Raw genomic sequence first — 21718 nt, forward strand, 5'->3', positions numbered from 1 at the left:
GAGGAAAGTCGGATGGATCGCGCTGATTTTGTTCACCTTGTCCGCCTGAGCGAGCATGCCAGCGCGGACGACAGCGCGCGCTATCGTCGAAGCGTGGCGGCATTTGCCGCACTCGGCTACCTTTGGGTGCTGGCTTGCCTGGCGCTTTCGGCGGGCATCATCGCCTGGGTTGCGCTGTCTGCCGGACGCGGTCGCTTCAGCTTTACGCGCGGGTGGCTGCTGCTTTTTGCTTTCGGCCTGCTTTGGGCCACGCTGCGTGCGCTATGGGTTCGATTCGACGAGCCCGACGGGCGGGAGCTTTCGCGCGCGGACGCACCGGCACTCTTCGAGGCGCTCGACCGCATTCGCAAGAAGATCAAGGGTCCGCCGGTTCATCGCGTCTTCCTGGACGATGAATTCAACGCCAGCATCCGGCAGGTGCCGCGCTTCGGGGTGTTTGGCGGAGCGGTCAATTCCCTGAGTATCGGGTTGCCGCTGCTGATGATGCTTGACCGGCGGCGGCTGCTGTCGGTGCTAGCCCACGAATACGGACACCTGCGCGGGAATCACGGCAAGCTGAGCGCCTGGATCTACCGTACGCGGCTCTCGTGGCTCAAGCTGGACGCAAGCCTGCAGCGCGACGAGGGCGTGATGGCGCTGGTGTCGCAGAGTTTTTTTCGCTGGTACTTCCCGCGTTTTGCGGCCCGAACCTTCGCGCTTGCCCGGCAAGACGAGTACGAGGCCGACCGCATTTCGGGCCGGCTCCTGGGCACGCCGGTCGCCGCGGCAGCGTTGACCGAAATCGCCATCAAGGCCACCTGGTATGCCGATGAATTCTGGGTTTCGCATTGGGCCCGGGCCGAGCGGGAACCCCAGCCTCCGGGCCCCTTCAGGGCACTGAAGGAGCTTGCCGAAACGCCGCCGAGCGACGAATTCGCGCGCCGGGCGCTGCGAGAAGCCATGCGGCGCGTCAGCGATCTCGAAGACACCCACCCGGTCTTGCGCGACCGGCTCGAAGCGCTCGGCCAGAAGGCGGTAGTGCCGCCCTGGTCGGCCGAGCCGGCACTCGGCATGCTGGCCGACAGTGCCAAATGGATCGAACACTTCGATAGCCAATGGCGCCGCGACCATGCCAGCGACTGGAAGCAGCACCATGCACACCGGTCTCGCCTGCGGGAGCGCGTCCAGCTTCTTGCGGCGCGAGGCGAGCGAAATACGCCTGATGAGCTCGTCGAATGGGCCGACTCCGAGCGGCGGCTCGATCCGGCGGCTCCGGTGCGCATTCGTTACGAGCGTGCGCTTCAGATCGCGCCCGCGCATGCCGGAGCCTTGCGGGGGCTGGCCCAGATGCTCCCGGTGCGTGATCGGGCGGCACGCCTTGCCGTGCTCGAGCGCTTGCACGGATCCAGTCCTGCCAGCGGATGGTGGGCTGCAAAAAGCGCGGTGGCCGCGCTCGAGAATCCGGATGCCGGAGCACACGACGAAGAAGCGCTCAAGCTGTGGCGCGGTCGCCTCAAGGAGGCTGAAGAAGCCGAGGCCAGGGCTTGGGAAGAGATCACGGAGACGCCTTTCTTCAGCCAGATCGCCCGGCACGACCTGAGTGACTATGAATTGGGCGAGCTGCGGGCCGACCTGGCGCGGTGCCTTCCAGTTTCGAAAGCGTGGCTGGTGCGCAAGACGCTGCGCGAATTTCCGTGGCGCAGGGCCTACATTGTGTTCGTCGAGCTGCCCGGCATGGACGACGAAGACCGCTGGCAGCTTTGCCGCCAACTCGAGCACACCCTGAGCCTGCCGGGTGCGGCGCTGGTCCTGTGGGCCGGCCATTCGCCAACGCTGGCCGAGATCGAACGACAGGCTTTCGGGACGATCTGGACGCGCAGGGCGTAGGAGGGGCCTCCGGCTGAGACAATCGGGGGTATGCACCCCAAAGCCCTGTTGGAGGCCACCGCCGATCTGGTCGGCCTTGTCCTGAAATTCGATCACCCGGCCGACCAGGTCGTTTCGCGCTTTTTCCGCGACCACCGCGAGTTCGGCCCCCGCGAGCGCGCCACGCTTGCCGAGACGGTCTACACCGTCTTGCGCAAAAAACTCCTGTTCGACCATCTTTCGCCTTCGGGCAGCGGCTCGAAAGAGCGCCGCATGGCGATTCTGGGCTTTCATGGCCCGCGAGACTTTCTGAAAAGCGCGCTCAACGATACCGAAAAGCGCTGGCTCGACAACTGCGATGCCGTCAAGCCGGAAGACTTGCTCGAGCGTCACCGCCACAACCTCCCCGAATGGCTGGTCGCTCCCCTCAAGGCTCAGCTCGGCGACGGTTTCTGGCCGCTGGTCGAAAGCCTTCAGCAGCCCGCGCCGCTCGACCTTCGGGTCAATGCCCTCACGGATAAACGGACCGATGTCAAGGCAGAGCTTGCCAAGGCTGCTATCAAATCTGAAGTGACGCCGTTCTCGCCATGGGGCTTGCGGATCGACGGCAAGCCCGCGCTGACCAAGCTGGACGCCTTTGCCCGGGGCGCCGTCGAGGTGCAGGACGAGGGATCGCAGCTGCTTGCGCTGCTGCTGGACGCCAAGCGCGGCGAAATGGTCGTCGATTTTTGTGCCGGCGCCGGCGGAAAGACGCTGGCGGTTGGCGCGACCATGCGCAACACCGGCCGGCTCTACGCCTTCGACACCTCCGCGCACCGGCTCGATGCGTTGAAGCCGCGGCTGGCACGCAGCAAGCTCTCGAACGTTCACCCGGCGGCCATTGCCCACGAGCGTGACGATCGCATCAAGCGGCTGGCCGGCAAGATCGACCGGGTGCTGGTCGACGCCCCGTGCTCGGGCCTGGGGACGCTGCGCCGCAACCCCGACCTCAAATGGCGCCAGTCGCCCAAGTCGGTCGAAGAGCTGACGGTGAAGCAGGCTGCCATCTTGCAGAGCGCAGCACGCCTCCTGAAATCGGGCGGACGTCTGATTTATGCAACTTGCAGCGTGCTTCCCGAGGAAAACGAGGCCATTGCCGAGGCTTTCAGCGCCGTCAACCCCGATTTTGTGCCCCTGGACGCCGCGGAACTGCTGCAGGGCCTGAAGGTGGAGGGTTTCGAGGCCCTCTGCGCGGGCGGCGAGCACGGCCGCCGCTACTTGCGGCTATGGCCCCATCGCCACGCCACGGACGGTTTCTTTGCGGCAGTGTGGAACCGCAAATAGGCGCGGCACTCCAAAGTAGGGTAAATCTGCGTTTTTAAGGAAGGGTAAAAGGCCTCATTTTGGCCTTGCCACCTTAAAATTGCGGGTTAACTGAAGGCTGCACCTTCGTGTGGCCATGGAGTACTTATTTCAATGTTGATTCCTGACTCTGCCGTTTTGAGCGCGGCCATCGACTGGCTCGGACACGGCTTGTGGGACCTGACATGGTGGCAGATCGTGTTGTACACGCTCGTCACCACGCACATCACGATTGCTGCGGTCACCATCTTCCTGCACCGTACGCAAACGCACCGTGCAATGGACCTGGGGCCAATTCCCTCGCATTTCTTCCGTTTCTGGCTCTGGCTGGGTACGGGCATGGTCACCAAGGAATGGGTTGCCATTCACCGTAAGCACCACGCCAAGTGCGAATCCGAAGAAGATCCGCACAGCCCGCAGGTCAAGGGCATCGACGAAGTCCTCTGGCGCGGCGCTGAGTTGTATCGCGCCGAGTCCAAGAACAAGGAAACGATGGACCGCTACGGTCACGGCACGCCCGACGACTGGATCGAACGCAACCTGTACACCCGCTACAGCTGGCAGGGCGTGGGCCTGATGCTGGTCATCAACCTGGCGCTCTTCGGCGTGCTCGGCCTGACCGTCTGGGCAGTGCAGATGCTGTGGATCCCGATCACGGCCGCCGGCATCATCAACGGTATTGGCCACTACTGGGGTTACCGCAACTTCGAGGCGCCCGACGCCAGCCGCAATGTCTCGCCCTGGGGCCTGATCATTGGCGGTGAAGAGTTGCACAACAACCACCACACGTATCCCACTTCGGCCAAGTTCTCGGTCAAGAAGTACGAGTTCGATATCGGCTGGGTCTACATCCAGATGATGCAGGCGATCGGCTGGGCCAAGGTCAAGAAGGTGCCGCCGAAGATGCAGATGGGCGACATCCAGCCCGTTGCCAACGAGAAGACGCTCGAGGCCGTCATTGCCAACCGCTACGAAGTCATGGCCGGCTACGCCCGCGAAATGCGCCGCGTTACCAAGGCGGAGCTGATTGCGCTCAAGACCAAGGGTGGCGACATCTCGGTGCTCAAGGCGGCCAAGAACTGGCTGCATCGCGACGACGACAAGGTGCCGGCATCCGCCCGCTCCCACCTCGTGCAGGCGCGTGCTGCCCACCCGGTCATCGACAAGATGGTGACGATGCGCGAAGAGTTGCGCCAGCTCTGGCTCAACACCTCGCAATCGCGCGAGCAACTGGCTGCCGATCTGGCTGCCTGGTGCCACCGTGCCGAAGCCAGCGGCATTGCGGGTCTGCGCGAGTTCTCGACGCGGCTGCGCGCTGCGCGGGCCTGATCGCCAGTCAAGCTCGAAGAGAGGCGGGCGGGCAGGCCGCTTGAAACTCTCCCCTGAAAAAGCCGGCTTGGAGCCGGCTTTTTTACGTCCATATCACGCCCATATCCCTGCGCCAAGCCAAGCGCCAAGCCGTACGCCAAGCAGTTGACGCGGGCAACAAAAAACCCCGCTGGGCAAGCCCGGCGGGGTTTTTTGTTTTTGTGGAACCAGTGCTGAATTACTTCAGCTTGATTTCCTTGTACTCGACGTGCTTGCGCGCCTTCGGGTCGAACTTCATGATCGACATCTTTTCAGGCATCGTCTTCTTGTTCTTGCTGGTCGTGTAGAAGTGGCCGGTACCCGCGGTGGATTCCAGCTTGATCTTTTCGCGTCCGCCTTTGCTCGTTGCCATGATTCAGCTCCTTAAGCTTGGCCGCGTGCGCGCAGGTCTGCGAGCACGGCGTCGATGCCGTTCTTGTCGATCAGGCGCAGCGCAGCGCTCGAAACACGCAGGCGAACCCAGCGGTTTTCAGTCTCGACCCAGAAACGGCGGTATTGCAGGTTCGGCAGGAACCGGCGCTTGGTTTTGTTGTTGGCGTGGGAAACGTTGTTTCCGACCATCGGGCCTTTGCCCGTTACGTCGCATACGCGTGCCATGAGGACACTCTTTCTTGAACAGCTGGCACCGGCGCAATCGTGGAGATTGCAGGTGTTTTGCAGCTTGACCTCGCCAGAAACGGGTGGCGGTACCCCGGCTTGCCGGAACGCTGAAGGACCCCGCAAGAGGGTCCTCATTTCGGCAAAGCCTTGGATTATAGCCCTTTTGGCGGGAGCCGGGTCTAGAGCGTGCCGTCCTGCTCCAGGAAGCGCTGCGCGTCCAGCGCGGCCATGCAGCCGGTGCCGGCGCTTGTGATGGCTTGGCGGTACACGTTGTCCTGGACGTCGCCAGCAGCAAAGACACCAGGAATGCTGGTCATCGTTGCGAAACCCTGCAGGCCCGAACGGGTCAGGATGTAGTTGTCCTTCATCTCCAGTTGGCCCTGGAAGATGTCGGTGTTGGGATGATGTCCGATGGCAATGAAGCAGCCCTTGAGATCGATCTGCTCGGTTGCGCCGGTCTGGGTGTTCTTGATTCGGATGCCTGTCACGCCCGTGTCGTCGCCCAGCACCTGGTCGAGTTCGCTGTGCAGCTTCAGCACGATCTTGCCTTCTGCCACCTTTTCCTTGACCTTGTCGATCAGGATTGGCTCGGCCCGGAACTTGTCCCGGCGATGAACCAGCGTGACCTTGTTTGCAATGTTGGCGAGATAGAGCGCCTCTTCCACGGCGGTATTGCCGCCGCCGATTACGCACACTTCCTGTTCGCGATAGAAGAAGCCGTCACAGGTTGCGCATGCAGAAACACCGCGGCCCATGAATTTCTGTTCTGAATCCAGCCCGAGATACTTGGCGGAAGCGCCTGTTGCAATGATCAGCGAATCGCAGGTGTAAGTGCCGCTGTCGCCCGTCAATGTAAATGGACGATTGCTTAGATCTACTTTGTTAATGTGATCGAAAACGATTTGTGTCTTGAAACGCTCGGCGTGTTCAAGAAATCGCTGCATCAGTTCGGGCCCTTGCACTCCGTGCACGTCGGCTGGCCAATTGTCGACTTCGGTGGTTGTCATCAATTGCCCGCCTTGGGCAATGCCGGTAATCAGCAAAGGCTGCAGGTTCGCACGTGCTGCATAAACAGCAGCGGTATAGCCGGCCGGGCCGGAGCCGAGAATCAAAACCTTGGCGTGTTGGGAAGCGGACATGAGTAGAAAACCTAGGATTTGCGCTGCGTCAGCGTGTACATTTTCAGGGTGGTAGCGATATATGTGGAGTATCACCGCTCGGTTCAACACCGGGTGAACGGTGTTTTCAATGCGCGCGATTGTAGTAATCCATGGGGTTCCGCAGGGTTGGCCCACACGCGCAGTATTAGGGATTGTTAAATGTCGATGCTGTCCAATCTTGAATTGCTGCGGCGCGTTCCGCTGTTTGCCTCGCTGACCTCCTCGCAGTCGTCGAGCATCGCAGACGCGATTGTCAAGAAACGTCTCAAGCGAGCCGAAATCATTGTGGAGCAGGGCAAGAAGTCCGATGCGCTCTACATCATTCTCACCGGCCGTGCGCGCGTTACCAGTGCCGACAGCCGCGGGCGCGAGGTGATTCTTGCAACGCTGCACCCGGGCGACTACATCGGCGAAATGAGCCTGATCGACGACGAGCCGCACTCGGCCACGGTGCGCACCGAAATCCAGTGCGACGTGCTCATGCTCGGCCGCGATGCGTTTGCGCGCTGCCTGCCCGAAAACTCCTCCATGGCCTACAACATCATGCGTGGTCTCGTGCAGCGCTTGCGCCATGCGGACCGCAAGATCGAATCGCTCGCGCTCATGGACGTGTACGGCCGCGTGGCGCGATCGCTGCTCGAGTTCGCAATCGACGACGGTGCGGGCAATCTCAAGGTGCGAGACAAGATCTCCCGCCAGGATCTGGCGAAAATGGTCGGTGCCTCGCGTGAAATGGTGAGCCGCGTGATGAAGGATCTCGAGGAACGCGGATTTGTTCAGACCCAGGACGACGGCTCCATGCTCGTCAAGGATCGGCTCCTGTCGCTGACCTGAGCGGTCACCGGCGCTTCTGGCGGCCACGTCCTTTTGTTGTAGTGTTCAGGCTCCAGCTGCTGCTTCCAGAGGCTGGAGTGCTGTGTTTTTCATGACCTATTCGCTCAATACGCTTCAATCTTCTTCGGCCACCGAAGGGCAACCCGTGCGCGTGCGCGCCATGCGCTTCGCCCATGAAATCACACTGATCGCCGGGTTTGCCGCGTTGCTGTTCTGGCTGCTGGCCATGCTGAGCTTCACGCCTTCGGATGCGGCCTGGTCGACCTCCGGCACCGGGGGAGAAATCAAGAACTGGGCGGGCCGCATCGGCGCCTGGCTGGCGGACGGCAGCTATTTCCTGGCCGGCTATTCGGTTTGGTGGTGCCTGGCCGCGGGGCTGCGCGCATGGCTTTCTTCTCTTGCCAACTGGTTGCGCGGAGGCGAGGCTTCGCCCGCCGAGCAGCCGGTGCGCGGCAGGTTCAACCGTAGCAGGCTGGCGTTCTGGTTCGGGCTCGTCCTGCTGCTCTGCGCAAGCACGGTTCTCGAATGGTCGCGCCTGTATCGGCTCGAATCGCATTTGCCGGGTTCCGGCGGCGGCGCCCTTGGCTATCTGGTCGGCCCGGCAAGCGTGCGCTGGCTCGGCTTTACAGGATCTGCGCTGGTGGCCATTGCCGCTGGCGTGATCGGCTCGGCGTTGGTGTTCCGCTTTTCGTGGAGCCTGATTGCCGAGCGCATCGGCGCGCGCGCTTACTCGCTGTTCGAGTCGCGCCGCGAAAAGCGCGAACTGGCGGCCGACATTGCCATGGGCAAGCAGGCGGCCCGTGAACGCGCGGAGGCTGAAGAACCCGTGTTCTCGCGCGAAATGAACGGCGGCATCGACCCCATGGGCGCCGATGACGACGAAGAGCTGCGCATCGAGCCTCGTCCCAAGCGGCGCGCGCCTTCGCCGCCGGTGCAGATCGAGCCGGCGATGACCGAAGTGCCCAAGAGCGACCGTGTCGTCAAGGAGCGCCAGAAGCCGCTCTTCAAGGAGTTGCCCGACAGCAAGCTGCCGCAGGTCGACCTGTTGGACGCCGCGCAGGCGCGCCAGGAAACCGTTTCTCCCGATACGCTCGAGATGACCTCGCGCATGATCGAGAAAAAGCTCAAGGACTTCGGCGTCGAGGTGCGCGTGGTACTTGCCTCACCAGGGCCGGTGATCACGCGCTACGAAATCGAGCCCGCCACCGGCGTCAAGGGCTCGCAGATCGTCGGCCTCGCCAAGGACCTTGCACGCTCGCTCTCTCTGGTGTCGATCCGCGTGGTCGAAACCATTCCGGGCAAGAACTACATGGCGCTCGAGCTGCCCAACGCCAAGCGCCAGTCGATCAAGCTCAGCGAAATCCTGGGCTCGCAGGTCTACAACGAAGGCAAGTCGTTCCTGACGATGGGTCTTGGCAAGGACATCATCGGCAACCCCGTGGTGGCCGATCTTGCAAAGATGCCTCACGTGCTGGTGGCCGGCACTACCGGCTCGGGCAAGTCGGTCGGTATCAACGCAATGATCTTGTCGCTGCTCTACAAGGCCGAGGCGCGCGACGTGCGGCTCTTGATGATCGACCCCAAGATGCTTGAAATGTCGGTCTACGAGGGCATTCCGCACCTGCTGGCACCCGTGGTCACCGACATGCGCCAGGCTGCGCACGGCCTGAACTGGTGCGTGGCCGAAATGGAGCGCCGCTACAAGCTCATGAGCAAGCTCGGGGTGCGCAACCTGGCCGGCTACAACACCAAGATCGATGAAGCCAAGGCGCGCGAAGAGTTCATCTACAACCCTTTCAGCCTCACGCCCGACGACCCCGAGCCGCTCAAGCGCGAGCCGCACATCGTGGTTGTGATCGACGAACTTGCCGACCTGATGATGGTGGTCGGCAAGAAGATCGAAGAGTTGATCGCCCGCCTGGCACAAAAGGCGCGCGCGGCCGGCATCCACCTCATTCTGGCCACGCAGCGGCCTAGCGTCGACGTGATTACCGGCCTGATCAAGGCAAACATTCCCACCCGCATCGCGTTCCAGGTGTCGAGCAAGATCGACAGCCGCACCATCCTCGACCAGATGGGCGCCGAAGCGTTGCTTGGCATGGGCGACATGCTCTACATGCCCAGCGGCACGGGGTTGCCGATTCGTGTGCACGGCGCTTTCGTGAGTGACGAAGAAGTGCACCGTGTCGTCGCTTACCTCAAGAGCCAGGGCGAGCCCGATTACATCGAAGGCGTGCTCGAAGGCGGCACGGTCGATGGCGACGGCGACATGCTGGGCGAGGGCGGCGACGCCGAGAAAGACCCCATGTACGACCAGGCGGTCGAAGTGGTGCTCAAGAACCGCAAGGCCAGCATCTCTCTTGTGCAGCGCCACCTGAAGATCGGCTACAACCGCGCGGCGCGGCTGGTCGAAGACATGGAAAAGGCAGGCCTGGTCAGCGCCATGAGCGGCAGCGGCCAGCGCGAAATCCTGGTGCCGGCACGCGCCGAATAGCCGACCGATACCGGCGAGTAGCGGCAAATACCTGCGGCAAATACCTGCAGGCCCAGCCGTCACGCGCCGACAGGCAGGTTGCAAAAGCTGCAATAACGTTGCAAAACTTCATCAATCCCCGCACATGCCGCAATGCGCCGCGGGGTATGGTCGCACCGACGCCACCGCTTCCTGAGGAACCCAAATTGAAATTTCGTCATTGGCTGTTGATCGGCCTTCTCTGCTCCGCCAACGCCTGGGCCGGCGGCCTCGAAAGCCTTGAGACCTTCGTCAAAACGGTCAAGTCGGGCCGTGCCGAATTCACCCAGACGGTGACTGCGCCGCCGCGTGAAGGGCAACCTGGCCGCACCAAAACCTCGTCGGGTACTTTCGAATTCCAACGGCCCGGCAAATTCAAGTTCGATTATCAGAAGCCGTTCGCCCAAGTCATCGTGGCCGATGGCAAGACGCTCTGGCTGTACGACGCCGACCTGAACCAGGTAACGCAGCGCGCCCAGTCGCAGGCTCTGGGCTCCACGCCGGCCGCACTGATTGCGGCGGCGCCAGACCTGCGCGCGCTGCAGGCCGATTTCGCGCTCGAAGCAGCGCCCGAGCGCGATGGCATGCAGTGGGTCAAGGCCACGCCCAAGAACAAGGACGGCCAGCTGCAGAATGTGCTGGTCGGCTTCCAGGGAGATTCCCTCGCGGCGCTCGAAATTCTCGACAGCTTCGGACAGCGCTCGGTGCTCAAGTTCAACAAGGTCGAAGTGAACCCGGCCCTCAACACGAGCGTGTTCGAATTCAAGGCGCCGGCCGGGGCCGACGTCATCAAGCAATAGCAGACCGACAGGCAGGTTTGGCCACCAGTTCGCATCAACCCCTTGCCGAGCGCCTGCGTCCGAAGACGCTGGGCGAGGTCATTGGCCAGCAGCATCTGCTGGGGCCAGGCATGCCGCTGCGCATCGCATTCGAGTCGGGCCAGCCGCACTCCTGCATCCTCTGGGGGCCGCCCGGCACAGGCAAGACCACCATTGCACGCTTGATGGCCGATGCCTTCGATGCGCAGTTCCTCAGCATCAGCGCCGTGCTCGGCGGCGTGAAGGACATCCGCGAGGCGGTCGAGCGCGCCACCGCCGCACGCGACGGCCTTGAACAGCAGCGCACCATCGTCTTCGTCGATGAAGTGCACCGCTTCAACAAGAGCCAGCAGGACGCGTTCCTGCCGCATGTCGAATCGGGGCTTTTCACCTTCATTGGCGCCACCACCGAAAACCCGTCCTTCGAGGTCAACTCGGCCCTGCTTTCGCGGGCAGCGGTGTATGTGCTGCAACCGCTCACCGAAGCCGATCTCAAGCAGATCGTGTCCAAGGCGCAGGCCATTCGGGCCGTTCCCGCCATCGAAGAGGCGGCCATCGACAGGCTCGTCGCCTATGCCGACGGCGATGCGCGGCGGCTGCTCAACACGCTCGAAACTCTGGCAGTGGCTGCCAAGGCCGAGAAGCTCGACAACATTACCGACGAATGGCTGCTGCGCGTGCTCGGCGAGCGCATGCGGCGCTACGACAAGGGCGGCGAGCAGTTCTACGACACCATCAGCGCACTGCACAAGTCGGTGCGCGGCAGCGACCCTGATGCATCGCTCTACTGGTTCGTGCGCATGCTCGATGGCGGCGCCGACCCGCGGTACATGGCGCGGCGGCTGGTGCGCATGGCCAGCGAGGACATCGGGCTGGCAGACCCGCGCGCGCTGCGGCTCGCGCTCGACGCCGCCGAGGTCTACGAGCGGCTCGGCACGCCCGAGGGCGAGCTTGCGCTGGCCGAGTGCGTGATCTACCTGGCCATGGCCCCCAAGTCGAATGCCGTCTACACCGCGTACAACGCCGTGCGCGCGCTCATCAAGAAAGACAGCACGCGCCCGGTGCCAATGCACCTGCGCAACGCGCCGACCAAGCTCATGAAAGAGCTTGACTACGGCAAGGGCTACCGCTACGCACACGACGAGGAGGGCGGTTTTGCCGCCGGCGAGCGCTACCTGCCCGAGGGCCTCGAAGGCCAGGTTTTCTATCAGCCCGTCGAACGCGGACTCGAAATTCGCATAGCAGAAAAACTGCGCGAACTCCGCCGCCTCAACAGCCAGCGCGACGAGTAATACGCGCATGCACGCTTGCGTGCATGCGATGCATGGCTTCACTTACATCTAGCATGACTTGAGCGGGTAAACCCCGGTGAGCGCGCACCAAATCGGCGCTGGCGCGTGCTTACAATCCCGCCCACAAATCAGCCGGCGACACATGTTGGCTGGTTTTTTGCTTATCAAGCCAAGGTGCCAAACCGGTGCCACGGTGGGTGAATGGCACCCTGCAACGGTGCAATAAATAGGAACGCTTATGGAAATTTTGCTGCAGCAGATCATCAACGGTCTGGTCCTGGGCAGCATGTATGCCTTGATAGCCTTGGGCTACACAATGGTGTACGGCATCATCAATCTGATCAACTTTGCGCACGGCGAAGTGCTGATGGTGGGGGCGCTTACAAGCTGGACCATCATCGGGCTCATGCAGGAATCGATGCCCGGCACGCCCGGCTGGTTGATCCTCATCATCTCGCTGGTCATCGCCTGCATAGTTGCCGCCACGCTCAACTTCGTGATCGAGAAGGTTGCCTACCGGCCCCTTCGCAACAGCCCCAAGCTCGCGCCGCTCATCACCGCCATCGGCATGTCGATCCTGCTGCAGACGCTGGCAATGATCATCTGGAAGCCCACCAACAAGGCGTATCCCAACCTGCTGTCGACCACCCCCATCGAAGTGGGCGGCGCGGTGATCTCGCCCACGCAGGTCATGATCCTGAGCGTCACGGCGTTCTCGCTCGTGGTGCTCATGTGGCTGGTCAACTACACCAAGCTCGGCCGCGCCATGCGTGCCACTGCCGAGAACCCGCGCGTCGCGGCGCTCATGGGCATCCGGCCCGACATGGTCATCTCGGCCACGTTCATCATCGGTGCCGTGCTCGCAGCCATTGCAGGCGTCATGTACGCATCGAACTACGGCATTGCGCAGCACGCCATGGGCTTCTTGCCCGGCCTCAAGGCCTTTACCGCAGCGGTCTTCGGCGGCATCGGCAATCTCGCCGGCGCGGTGGTCGGCGGCATCCTGCTCGGCTTGATCGAAGCCATCGGCTCCGGATACATCGGTTCGATCACCGGCGGCGTGCTCGGCAGCAACTACAGCGACATCTTCGCTTTCATCGTGTTGATCGTCATGCTCACGCTGCGGCCTTCCGGCCTGCTCGGCGAACGCGTGGCCGATCGGGCTTGAGGAGCGGCACACCATGAAGAACAGCAAGAACCTCGCTCTCTACATCCTCGGCGTCGTCGCAGTGCTCGCACTGCCGATCTTCCTGCAAAGCCAGGGCAACGCCTGGGTGCGCATTGCCGACATCGCATTGCTCTACGTGATGCTGGCGCTCGGCCTGAACATCGTCGTCGGCTACGCCGGCCTGCTCGACCTGGGCTACGTTGCCTTCTTTGCCGTGGGCGCGTATCTCTTCGCGCTCATGGGATCGTCGCACCTGTCCGACACCTTCCCGTGGTTCAAGGCCATGTTCCCGAACGGGCTGCACACCTCGCTGCTCATCGTGATACCGCTGGCGTTGGTGGTGGCGGGGGTGCTGGGCGTGATGCTCGGCGCGCCCACGCTCAAGCTGCGCGGCGACTATCTGGCCATCGTGACGCTCGGCTTCGGCGAAATCATCCGGGTGTTCCTGAACAACCTCGACCAGCCGATCAACATCACCAACGGGCCGAAGGGCATTACCGCCATCGACTCCATCAAGTTCTGGGGGCTCGACCTCGGCAAGGCATGGAAGTTCGACGGCTTCACGATCTCCTCGGTCACGCTCTACTACTACCTGTTCCTTGCGCTGGTGATCGCCACGATCATCATTTCGCACCGCTTGCAAATCTCCCGCATCGGCCGCGCCTGGATGGCCATCCGCGAAGATGAAATCGCTGCCAAGGCGATGGGCATCAACACCCGCAACATGAAGCTGCTGGCCTTCGGCATGGGCGCCAGTTTCGGCGGCGTTTCGGGTGCCATGTTCGCGGCCTTCCAGGGCTTCGTATCGCCCGAGTCGTTCAGCCTCATGGAGTCGGTGATGATCGTTGCCATGGTGGTGCTTGGCGGCATCGGCCACCTGCCGGGTGTGATTCTCGGCGCCGTGCTGCTGGCCGCCTTGCCCGAGGTGCTGCGCTATGTGGCCGGCCCGCTGCAGGCCATGACCGATGGCCGTCTCGATGCGTCCATCCTGCGCCAGCTCTTCATCGCGCTGGCCATGATCGTCATTATGCTGATGCGCCCGCGCGGCCTCTGGCCTTCGCCCGAGCATGGCAAGACGTTGCAGCGAAAGGGTGCGCCTTCCGACGCCCCAGTGGCACCGGGTTCGCTCCAGACCCATGCGCCCGGCATCGAAACGCCTGCAGACGAATTGCCGGGTGCGGCTTCGCGTCCCATGTCGATCAATCCGTGAGCCGAGGAAAGCAATCAACATGACGACAGACACCATCCTCGACGTTCGCGGAATTTCCAAGCGCTTTGGCGGCCTGCAGGCGCTTTCCGACGTCGGCATCACCATCAAGCGCGGCCAGGTCTACGGCCTGATTGGCCCCAACGGCGCCGGCAAGACGACGTTCTTCAACGTGATTACCGGGCTCTATACGCCCGACAGCGGCAGCTTCGAGCTGGCCGGCAAGCCCTACCAGCCGACGGCCGTGCATGAAGTGGCCAAGGCCGGCATTGCGCGCACCTTCCAGAACATTCGCCTGTTCTCCGAGATGACCGCGCTCGAGAACGTCATGGTCGGGCGCCACATCCGCACCCATTCGGGCGTGTTCGGCGCCATGCTGCGCACGCGTTCGTTCAAGGCCGAGGAAAAGGCCATTGCCGACCGCGCGCAAGAACTGCTCGACTACGTGGGCATCGGCAAGTTTGCCGACTACAAGGCACGCACCTTGTCGTACGGCGACCAGCGCCGGCTCGAAATTGCCCGCGCACTGGCCACCGATCCGCAACTTATCGCGCTCGACGAGCCCGCCGCCGGCATGAACTCCACCGAGAAGGTGCTGCTGCGCGAACTCATCGACCGCATTCGCAAGGACGACCGCACCATTCTCATCATCGAACACGACGTCAAGCTCATCATGGGCCTGTGCGACCGCGTCACGGTGCTCGACTACGGCAAGCAGATTGCCGAAGGCACGCCGTACGACGTGCAGAAGAACGAGAAGGTGATCGAGGCTTACCTCGGCACCGGAGGACACTGAAATGACGACGATGACGAGCGCAGAAGAAACAATCACCGCAACCCCGCCGAAGACTGCAGCCAACGCCCCCGGCAAGACGCTGCTCAAGGTCAGCGGACTGAAGGTCGGCTACGGCGGCATCCAGGCCGTGAAGGGCGTGGACTTCGAGGTTCATGAAGGCGAACTGGTGTCGCTCATCGGCTCCAATGGGGCTGGCAAGACCACCACCATGAAGGCGATTACCGGCACGCTGCCAGCGGGCGCGGGCAGCATCGAATTTCTGGGCCGCAACATCAAGGGCCGCGGTGCATGGGACCTGGTGGGCGAGGGCCTCGTGATGGTGCCCGAAGGCCGCGGCGTGTTCACGCGCATGACGATCACCGAGAACCTGCAGATCGGCGCCTACATCCGCAAGGACAAGGCCGAGATCGCAAGCGACATGGAGCGTGTGTTCGTGACCTTCCCGCGCCTGCGCGAGCGCAAGGACCAGCTCGCGGGCACGATGTCGGGCGGCGAACAGCAGATGCTGGCCATGGGCCGCGCCCTCATGGCGCGCCCCAAGGTGCTGCTGCTCGACGAGCCGACCATGGGCTTGTCGCCCATCATGTGCGACAAGATCTTCGAGGTGGTGCAAACCGTGGCCTCGCAAGGCGTGACCATTCTGCTGGTGGAGCAGAACGCCAACCGCGCACTGCAACTGGCAGACCGCGGCTACGTGATGGAGTCGGGGCTCATCACCATGACCGGGGACGCCAAGGAGCTGCTGCGCGACCCGCGCGTGCGGGCCGCTTACCTGGGCGAATAGCCCGCAAAGGCCGCAGGGGTCAGTCGACCCTTGCGCCGGTTGCCTTCACCACGGCTTCGTACTTGGAGAGCTCGCTCTTCATGAACGCGCCGAACTGCTCCGGTGAGCTGGCCACCGGCTCAGCCAGCAGCGTGGCAAAACGGGTCTTCGTTTCCGGTGCGTTCAGCGCCGCAACAAAGGCCTGGTTGAGCTTTGCGACCGCGTCGCGCGGGGTGCCGGCAGGTGCAACCAGCCCCCACCAAGTGTCGATTGAAAAGCCCTTGAGCGTGTCTGCCACCGGCGGCACTTCGGGCATGGCGCTGCTGCGCTGCAAGGTGGTGACGGCAATGGCCTTCAACTTGCCCGAGCGAATGTTCGGCGCCGCCGTGGCAAGGTTGTCGAAATTGAAATCGACCTGGCCCGATAGCAGTGCCAGTTGTGCCGGGTTGCCGCCGTTGTACGGAATGTGCAGCGCAAAAATGCCGGCCTGCTTCTTGAACAACTCGCCCGCGAGGTGCCCGGCGCTGCCGTTGCCGCCGCTGCCGTAGTTGAGCTTGGCCGGGTTGGCCTTGGCATAGCGGATCAGGTCGGCCACGGTGTTGATCTTCAGGCGCTGCGCTGTTTCCGCGTTCATTACCAGCACATTGGGCACGCGCACCATCTGCGTGATGGGGGCGAAGTCGGTGGCCGCGTTGAACGGAATCTTGCTGTAGAGCCACGGATTGACCGCATGCGTCGCCGTTGCCGCAATGCCGATCGTGAGGCCGTCGGGCGCGGCCTTGGCCACGGCATCGGCGCCGATGTTGCCGCCTGCGCCGGGCTTGTTGTCGATGATGACCGTGCCCAGGCTGTCTTTCACGCGCTCAGCCAGGATGCGGGCAGTCACGTCGATGGGGCCGCCCGCGGCATAAGGCACCACAAGGCGGATGGGGCGCTGCTGTTGTGCTGCGGAATGGCCGGTAGCAAGCACTGCGGCGCTCGCAAGCAGGGTGAAGAGGAAGTGTCTCGTTTTCATTTTTCTGTGTTGTCCAAGGGAGGCAGGCCGATCAGGGCAGTGCCTTGTCGGCCTCTGTGGTGAACGCGTCGGCAAAAAATTCTTCTTCGGGCAAGGCGGCCATTGCCACATAGTCGCGCTTGGCCGAATCGACCACGATCGGCGCGCCGCAGGCGTACACCTGGTGGCCCGAGAGATCGGCAAAGTCTTCAAGCACCGCGCGGTGAACAAAGCCCGTGCGACCGGTCCAGTTGTCTTCCGGCGTGGCGTTGGACACGACCGGCACATAGCGCAGGTTCGGCATTTCGGCGAGCTGCTCGCGCAGCCACGCATCCATGTACAGGTCTTCCGGCCGCCGGCCGCCCCAGTAGAGCGTGGCAGGCCGGTCGATGCCCTTGAACTTCATGTGTTCGAGCAGCGCCTTGATGGGCGCAAAGCCGGTGCCCGATGCCAGCAGGATCATCGGCTTGCTCGAGTCTTCGCGCAGGAAAAAACTACCGTAAGGGCCTTCGATGCGAAGGATTTCCTTTTCCTTCATCACGCCGAACACATGGTCGGTGAACTTGCCGCCCGGCAAATGCCGCAGGTGCAATTCGATGCCCGTGCCCGGTTCGCCCAGCGTGTGCGGCGCATTGGCCATCGAGTAGCTGCGGCGTGCGCCGTCGCGCAGGATGAACTCCACGTACTGGCCGGCATGAAACTGCAGCGGCTCGCCCGCCGGCAGTTGCAGGCGCAGCTTCATCACGTCGTGCGACAGGCGCGTGAGCGCCAGCACCCGCACCGGCATCTTGCGAATCGGAAAGGCCCCCGCTTCCGTGACCTGGCGCGATTCGAGCACCACGTCGCTCTTGGCATGGGCGCAGCAGGTCAGCACGAAGCCGGCAAGCTGCTCTTCGGCGCTCAGTGCCTTGCTCTGGTGCGGACCCAGCTCCACCTCGCCCGAGAGCTTCTTGCACTTGCAAGAGCCGCAGGCGCCATCCTTGCAGCCATAGGGCAGGCCAATGCCCTGCCGGATGCCGGCCGCGAGAATGGTTTCGTCACCATGCACCACGAAATGACGCCCGCTGGGCTCGACGGTGATGGAAAAGCCCGCGTCATGCGGCGCTGCAACAGTCATCGGTATTCTTCGGCTTGTTTCAGCCTGAGCAGAAAAGAGAAAAAGGGAAAGGAACCCGGATTTTGCCTTCAATCAATAGCCCTTCCGGCGCGCTGCCGGCCCGCTTTCGCCGCGAGCGCCTGCTCATCGTGGGTTGCGGAGACGTCGGCCAGCGCGTAGGCCGCGATCTGCGTGGCCGAGTGCAACTGGTGGCGCTCACTTCATCGGCCGAGCGGGTGCCCGCGCTGCGCACGGCCGGCATTCGTCCGCTCGTGGGCAATCTGGACGACCCGGCCACGCTCCGGCGCCTGGCCGGCGTGGCCACCCGTGTGCTGCATCTGGCCCCGCCCGCTCGCGACGGCGGAGCGGCCTGGTGGCGCGACCAGCGCACCACCGCCCTGGCTCGCGCGCTCCGGCTGCGCTCTACACCGCTCGCATTCGTCTACGGTTCGACCAGCGGGGTCTACGGCGACTGCGGTGGCGCCCGCGTAAGCGAAACACGCGCCGTGCGGCCAGACACCCCCCGCGCGCATCGCCGCGTGGACGCCGAGCGTGCCGTCCGCTGGCTTGGCCGCAGCGCGGGTGTGCGCGTGAGCATCCTGCGCATTCCGGGCATCTACGCGCCCGACCGGGAGGGCGGCACACCGCGCCAGCGGCTGCAGCGCGGCACGCCCGTGCTGCGGCGCGAGGACGACGTGTTCACCAGCCACATTCACGCCGACGATCTTGCGCGCGCCTGCGTGGCGGCGCTGTTCCGCGGCCGGCCGCAGCGCATCGTGCATGCCGCCGACGACACCGAGCTGCGCATGGGCGACTACATCGACCTGGCCGCCGACATATATGGCATGCCCCGCCCGCCGCGCGTGACGCGCGAAGAGGCCGAGCGCCAGTTGCCGTTGCAACTGCTGAGTTTCATGGGGGAATCGCGCCGGCTGGACAACACCCGGCTCAAGCGCGAGTTGCGTGTGCGGCTTGCGCACCCGACGGTGCATACAGGGCTGTGCGAGGCAGCCTGAGTCGGGTCAAAAATATGGTGCCCGGGGCCGGAATCGAACCGGCACACCTTTCGGTGGGGGATTTTGAGTCCCCTGCGTCTACCAATTTCACCACCCGGGCAGGGTTCTGAACGAAGCCCAAAATTATGGCACAGTGGCTGCCATGAATTATCCGACGATCGAAGACGCCATCGGCAAGACCCCCCTGGTGGCACTGCAACGCATCGACGCCGCCGAAAATGCCAAGCGCGGCAACGTGATCCTCGGCAAGCTGGAAGGCAACAACCCCGCGGGTTCGGTCAAGGACCGGCCCGCCCTCTCGATGATCAAGCGCGCCGAGGAGCGCGGCGAAATCAAGCCTGGCGACACGCTGATCGAAGCCACTTCGGGCAACACCGGCATAGCGCTGGCCATGGCTGCGGCCGTCAAGGGCTACCGCATGGTGCTGATCATGCCGGAGGACCTGTCCGTGGAACGCGCCCAGACCATGAAGGCCTTCGGCGCCGAACTGGTGCTCACGCCCAAGAGCGGCGGCATGGAATACGCGCGAGACCTTGCCGAGCAGATGGTCGCCCAGGGCAAGGGCAGGGTGCTCGACCAGTTCGCCAACCCCGACAACCCGCGCATCCACTACGAAACCACCGGCCCGGAGATCTGGGCCGACACCAAGGGCAAGATCACGCATTTCGTGAGCGCCATGGGCACCACCGGCACCATTACCGGCGTTTCGCGTTTTCTCAAAGAAAAGAACCCCGCGGTGCGCATCATCGGTGCGCAGCCGGCCGAGGGCTCGCGCATCCCGGGCATTCGCAAGTGGCCGACCGAATACCTGCCCAAGATCTACGACGCGAGCCGGGTCGATGAAGAAATAAGCGTGAGCCAGGACAACGCCGAAGAAATGTGCCGGCGGCTCGCGCGCGAAGAGGGCATCTTTGGCGGTATTTCTGCAGCGGGCGCGCTGTGGGTGGCGCTCGAGGTCGCAAAAACGGTCGAAAACGCCACCATCGTGTTCGTGGTGTGCGATCGCGGTGACCGTTATCTCTCGACCGGCGTGTTCCCCGCCTGACAGAAGTCCACATGCCCCACCCCAAGTTTTGCCAGGCCTGCGCCACGCCGCTCGAATGGATCGCGTTGATGGAAGACGGAGGCCCCAAGGAGCGGCTGCGCTGCCCCAACTGTGGCCATACCCACTGGAACAACCCCACGCCCGTGCTCGCGGCCATCGTCGAATACCGCGGCCAGGTACTGCTGGCGCGAAACGCCGCCTGGCCGGCGAAGATGTACGCGCTGATCACCGGCTTCATGGAGGCCGGCGAAACGCCTGAAGAAGGCATTGCGCGCGAGGTCAAGGAGGAAACCAACCTCGACGTGAGCGCGACCAAGCTCGTGGGTGCCTACGACTTCCAGCGCATGAACCAGATCATCATCGCGTACCACGTGGTGGCCGACGGCGAGGTGAAGCTCTCGCCTGAACTGCTGGACTATCGCCTGTACGACTTGCCCGATCTCAAGTGCTGGCCGGCCGGCACCGGCTATGCGCTGGCCGACTGGCTTCGCACCCGGGGGCACGAGCCGGTGTTCTTTACGGCTGCAGAAAACGAAGAGCGGCGGCGCGGCCTGAACTTGCCGCCCGAGGAGCCCAAGCATGCAAATTGATCGCGAACTCGACACGCGGGGCCTGAACTGCCCGCTGCCCATTCTCAAGGCGAAGAAATCGCTCAATGACATGGTCAGCGGCCAACTGCTTAAGGTGGTGTCGACCGACCCCGGCTCGCTGCGCGACTTTCAGGCTTTCTCTCGGCAGACCGGCAATGAGCTGGTCGAGCAGCAGACCGTCGGCACCGACTTCATCCACGTGCTGAAGAGGCGCTGAGCGGCAGCTAAAGCTGACCGGCGATAAAAAAGGGCCCCGCGGGGCCCTTTTCTTTTTTCAGAGCTCCAGGCTCTTGAGGTATTCGCGGAACTGCGCGCCCACTTCCGGGTGTGCCAGCGCAAGCTCGACAGAGGCTTGCAGAAAGCCTTCTTTGCTGCCGCAGTCGTAGCGGATGCCCTTGTAGGCATAGGCGTAGACCGATTCCTTCTTCATCAAAGACGCGATGCCGTCGGTGAGCTGGATCTCGCCGCCCGCGCCCTTGGGCTGGTTGCGGATTTCCTCGAACACGCCGGGCGTGAGGATGTAGCGCCCCGCCACGCCAAGGCGCGAAGGTGCCTTGTCCGGTGACGGCTTCTCGATCATGCGGTCGACCTTCACGAGATCGTCGCCGATGGATTCGCCCGCCACGATGCCGTAGCGCTTCACGTGCTCGAGCGGCACTTCCTGCACCGCAAGAACCGAGGCGCCCAGCTTGCCGAAAGCAGCCGTCATTTGCGCGAGAACGGGCGCTCCGCCCACCGGGCCGACCATCAAGTCGTCGGCCAGCAGCACCGCAAAGGGTTCGTTGCCGACCAGGTGCTCGGCGCACAGCACTGCGTGGCCAAGACCCAGCATGCGTGGTTGGCGCACGTACGAGCAGGTCATGTCGTCGGGCATGACCGAGCGCGCAATGTTGAGCAGCTCGTGCTTGCCGCTGGCCTCGAGCTGGCTCTCGAGTTCGTAGGCGGTGTCGTAGTGGTCTTCGATGGCACGTTTGTTTCGGCCGGTTACGAAAATCATGTCGCGAATGCCCGCCGCGTAGGCTTCCTCAACCGCATATTGGATGAGTGGCTTGTCGACAACCGGCAGCATTTCCTTTGGCTGCGCCTTGGTAGCGGGCAGAAAGCGGGTGCCGAAACCTGCAACAGGAAATACGGCCTTGCGAATGCGTGTCGAGGGAGTGGGCATGGACAAATTGGGCGTCGGTTCGTTCAGTTGAAGAATAAGGTTTTACAGTCGACGGCGGCACAAAAAGCCGCCGTTGCCATGCTAAACCTTGACCCGACCCCAAGTGTG

Annotated in this window: 21 protein-coding genes and 1 tRNA gene; 15 read left to right on the forward strand and 7 right to left on the reverse strand. The window is 63.3% G+C overall.

Features of this window, described 5'->3' with window-relative positions; all coding sequences use genetic code 11:
- The first annotated feature begins 12 nt into the window (after window positions 1–12).
- The 3 genes from J2X67_RS01620 to J2X67_RS01630 all read left to right on the forward strand — a co-directional run bounded on the left by J2X67_RS01620 (window position 13) and on the right by J2X67_RS01630 (window position 4515).
- Complete coding sequence (locus tag J2X67_RS01620; protein WP_309949887.1) at window positions 13–1866, forward strand: M48 family metallopeptidase; 1854 nt, start codon at window positions 13–15, stop codon at window positions 1864–1866.
- A 30-nt stretch (window positions 1867–1896) separates the two neighbouring features.
- Window positions 1897–3168, forward strand: coding sequence for an RsmB/NOP family class I SAM-dependent RNA methyltransferase (locus J2X67_RS01625; RefSeq protein ID WP_309949889.1), 1272 nt, complete (start codon window positions 1897–1899; stop codon window positions 3166–3168).
- A gap of 132 nt (window positions 3169–3300) precedes the next feature.
- Entirely contained in the window at window positions 3301–4515 is a 1215-nt protein-coding gene (locus J2X67_RS01630) for a fatty acid desaturase (protein ID WP_309949891.1), read from the forward strand.
- A gap of 217 nt (window positions 4516–4732) precedes the next feature.
- Here the strand turns inward: J2X67_RS01630 and rpmG are convergent, their stop codons facing one another.
- From rpmG to trxB, 3 genes are all read right to left on the reverse strand, one after another.
- Window positions 4733–4906, reverse strand: a complete 174-nt coding sequence (gene rpmG, locus J2X67_RS01635) for a 50S ribosomal protein L33 (protein ID WP_007830291.1) — start codon at window positions 4904–4906, stop codon at window positions 4733–4735.
- 11 nt (window positions 4907–4917) lie between these two features.
- Entirely contained in the window at window positions 4918–5151 is a 234-nt protein-coding gene (gene rpmB, locus J2X67_RS01640) for a 50S ribosomal protein L28 (protein ID WP_007830293.1), read from the reverse strand.
- A 182-nt stretch (window positions 5152–5333) separates the two neighbouring features.
- On the reverse strand, window positions 5334–6293 hold the full coding sequence (gene trxB / locus J2X67_RS01645; RefSeq protein ID WP_309949894.1) for a thioredoxin-disulfide reductase: 960 nt from the start codon (window positions 6291–6293) through the stop codon (window positions 5334–5336).
- Window positions 6294–6473: 180 nt separating this feature from the next.
- Here trxB and J2X67_RS01650 point away from each other — a divergent pair, with 180 nt between their 5' ends.
- The 8 genes from J2X67_RS01650 to J2X67_RS01685 all read left to right on the forward strand — a co-directional run bounded on the left by J2X67_RS01650 (window position 6474) and on the right by J2X67_RS01685 (window position 15725).
- Window positions 6474–7148, forward strand: a complete 675-nt coding sequence (locus tag J2X67_RS01650; protein ID WP_309949895.1) for a Crp/Fnr family transcriptional regulator — start codon at window positions 6474–6476, stop codon at window positions 7146–7148.
- Between the two features lie 91 nt (window positions 7149–7239).
- Window positions 7240–9642 carry a DNA translocase FtsK 4TM domain-containing protein gene (locus tag J2X67_RS01655; protein WP_309949896.1) on the forward strand — a complete coding sequence of 801 codons (2403 nt, stop codon included), beginning with the start codon at window positions 7240–7242 and terminating at the stop codon, window positions 9640–9642.
- A gap of 185 nt (window positions 9643–9827) precedes the next feature.
- Window positions 9828–10460, forward strand: coding sequence for an outer membrane lipoprotein chaperone LolA (gene lolA / locus J2X67_RS01660; protein ID WP_309949898.1), 633 nt, complete (start codon window positions 9828–9830; stop codon window positions 10458–10460).
- A 17-nt stretch (window positions 10461–10477) separates the two neighbouring features.
- Entirely contained in the window at window positions 10478–11770 is a 1293-nt protein-coding gene (locus J2X67_RS01665) for a replication-associated recombination protein A (RefSeq protein ID WP_309949900.1), read from the forward strand.
- A 238-nt stretch (window positions 11771–12008) separates the two neighbouring features.
- The gene (locus tag J2X67_RS01670) at window positions 12009–12938 is read left to right on the forward strand and encodes a branched-chain amino acid ABC transporter permease (RefSeq protein WP_309949901.1); all 930 of its coding nucleotides are present in this window, start codon (window positions 12009–12011) and stop codon (window positions 12936–12938) included.
- A gap of 13 nt (window positions 12939–12951) precedes the next feature.
- Window positions 12952–14148: an ABC transporter permease subunit gene (locus J2X67_RS01675; protein ID WP_309949903.1), complete on the forward strand. Its 1197-nt coding sequence runs from the start codon at window positions 12952–12954 to the stop codon at window positions 14146–14148.
- A gap of 19 nt (window positions 14149–14167) precedes the next feature.
- Window positions 14168–14941 carry an ABC transporter ATP-binding protein gene (locus J2X67_RS01680; RefSeq protein ID WP_124957304.1) on the forward strand — a complete coding sequence of 258 codons (774 nt, stop codon included), beginning with the start codon at window positions 14168–14170 and terminating at the stop codon, window positions 14939–14941.
- Window positions 14942–14951: 10 nt separating this feature from the next.
- Window positions 14952–15725: an ABC transporter ATP-binding protein gene (locus J2X67_RS01685; protein ID WP_309950815.1), complete on the forward strand. Its 774-nt coding sequence runs from the start codon at window positions 14952–14954 to the stop codon at window positions 15723–15725.
- A gap of 19 nt (window positions 15726–15744) precedes the next feature.
- On the opposite strand, the gene J2X67_RS01690 is transcribed toward J2X67_RS01685, so the two are convergent.
- The gene (locus J2X67_RS01690) at window positions 15745–16719 is read right to left on the reverse strand and encodes a tripartite tricarboxylate transporter substrate binding protein (protein WP_309949905.1); all 975 of its coding nucleotides are present in this window, start codon (window positions 16717–16719) and stop codon (window positions 15745–15747) included.
- Window positions 16720–16750: 31 nt separating this feature from the next.
- A complete protein-coding gene (locus tag J2X67_RS01695; RefSeq protein ID WP_309949906.1) occupies window positions 16751–17815 on the reverse strand; it encodes a CDP-6-deoxy-delta-3,4-glucoseen reductase in 1065 nt (354 codons plus the stop codon).
- A gap of 62 nt (window positions 17816–17877) precedes the next feature.
- Between J2X67_RS01695 and J2X67_RS01700 the strand changes: the two genes are divergently transcribed.
- Window positions 17878–18810 (forward strand): SDR family oxidoreductase, encoded by a 933-nt coding sequence (locus J2X67_RS01700; RefSeq protein ID WP_309949908.1) that lies wholly within the window; start codon window positions 17878–17880, stop codon window positions 18808–18810.
- Between the two features lie 15 nt (window positions 18811–18825).
- On the opposite strand, the gene J2X67_RS01705 is transcribed toward J2X67_RS01700, so the two are convergent.
- Window positions 18826–18910: transfer RNA gene (locus tag J2X67_RS01705), tRNA-Leu, on the reverse strand.
- A gap of 42 nt (window positions 18911–18952) precedes the next feature.
- Here J2X67_RS01705 and cysM point away from each other — a divergent pair.
- The 3 genes from cysM to J2X67_RS01720 are packed head-to-tail and all read left to right on the forward strand — an operon-like array spanning window position 18953 to window position 20662.
- Entirely contained in the window at window positions 18953–19855 is a 903-nt protein-coding gene (cysM, locus tag J2X67_RS01710) for a cysteine synthase CysM (RefSeq protein WP_309949909.1), read from the forward strand.
- Between the two features lie 11 nt (window positions 19856–19866).
- Window positions 19867–20445: an NUDIX domain-containing protein gene (locus J2X67_RS01715; protein ID WP_309949910.1), complete on the forward strand. Its 579-nt coding sequence runs from the start codon at window positions 19867–19869 to the stop codon at window positions 20443–20445.
- A complete protein-coding gene (locus J2X67_RS01720; RefSeq protein WP_309949911.1) occupies window positions 20435–20662 on the forward strand; it encodes a sulfurtransferase TusA family protein in 228 nt (75 codons plus the stop codon). Before J2X67_RS01715 ends, J2X67_RS01720 begins: the two co-directional genes overlap by 11 nt.
- 57 nt (window positions 20663–20719) lie before the next feature.
- Here J2X67_RS01720 and galU read toward each other — a convergent pair whose 3' ends face one another.
- Complete coding sequence (galU, locus tag J2X67_RS01725; protein ID WP_281149481.1) at window positions 20720–21610, reverse strand: UTP--glucose-1-phosphate uridylyltransferase GalU; 891 nt, start codon at window positions 21608–21610, stop codon at window positions 20720–20722.
- Window positions 21611–21718: the final 108 nt, after the last annotated feature.

This window comes from Variovorax sp. 3319 (assembly GCF_031456585.1).
GTDB lineage: Bacteria > Pseudomonadota > Gammaproteobacteria > Burkholderiales > Burkholderiaceae_C > Variovorax > Variovorax paradoxus_P.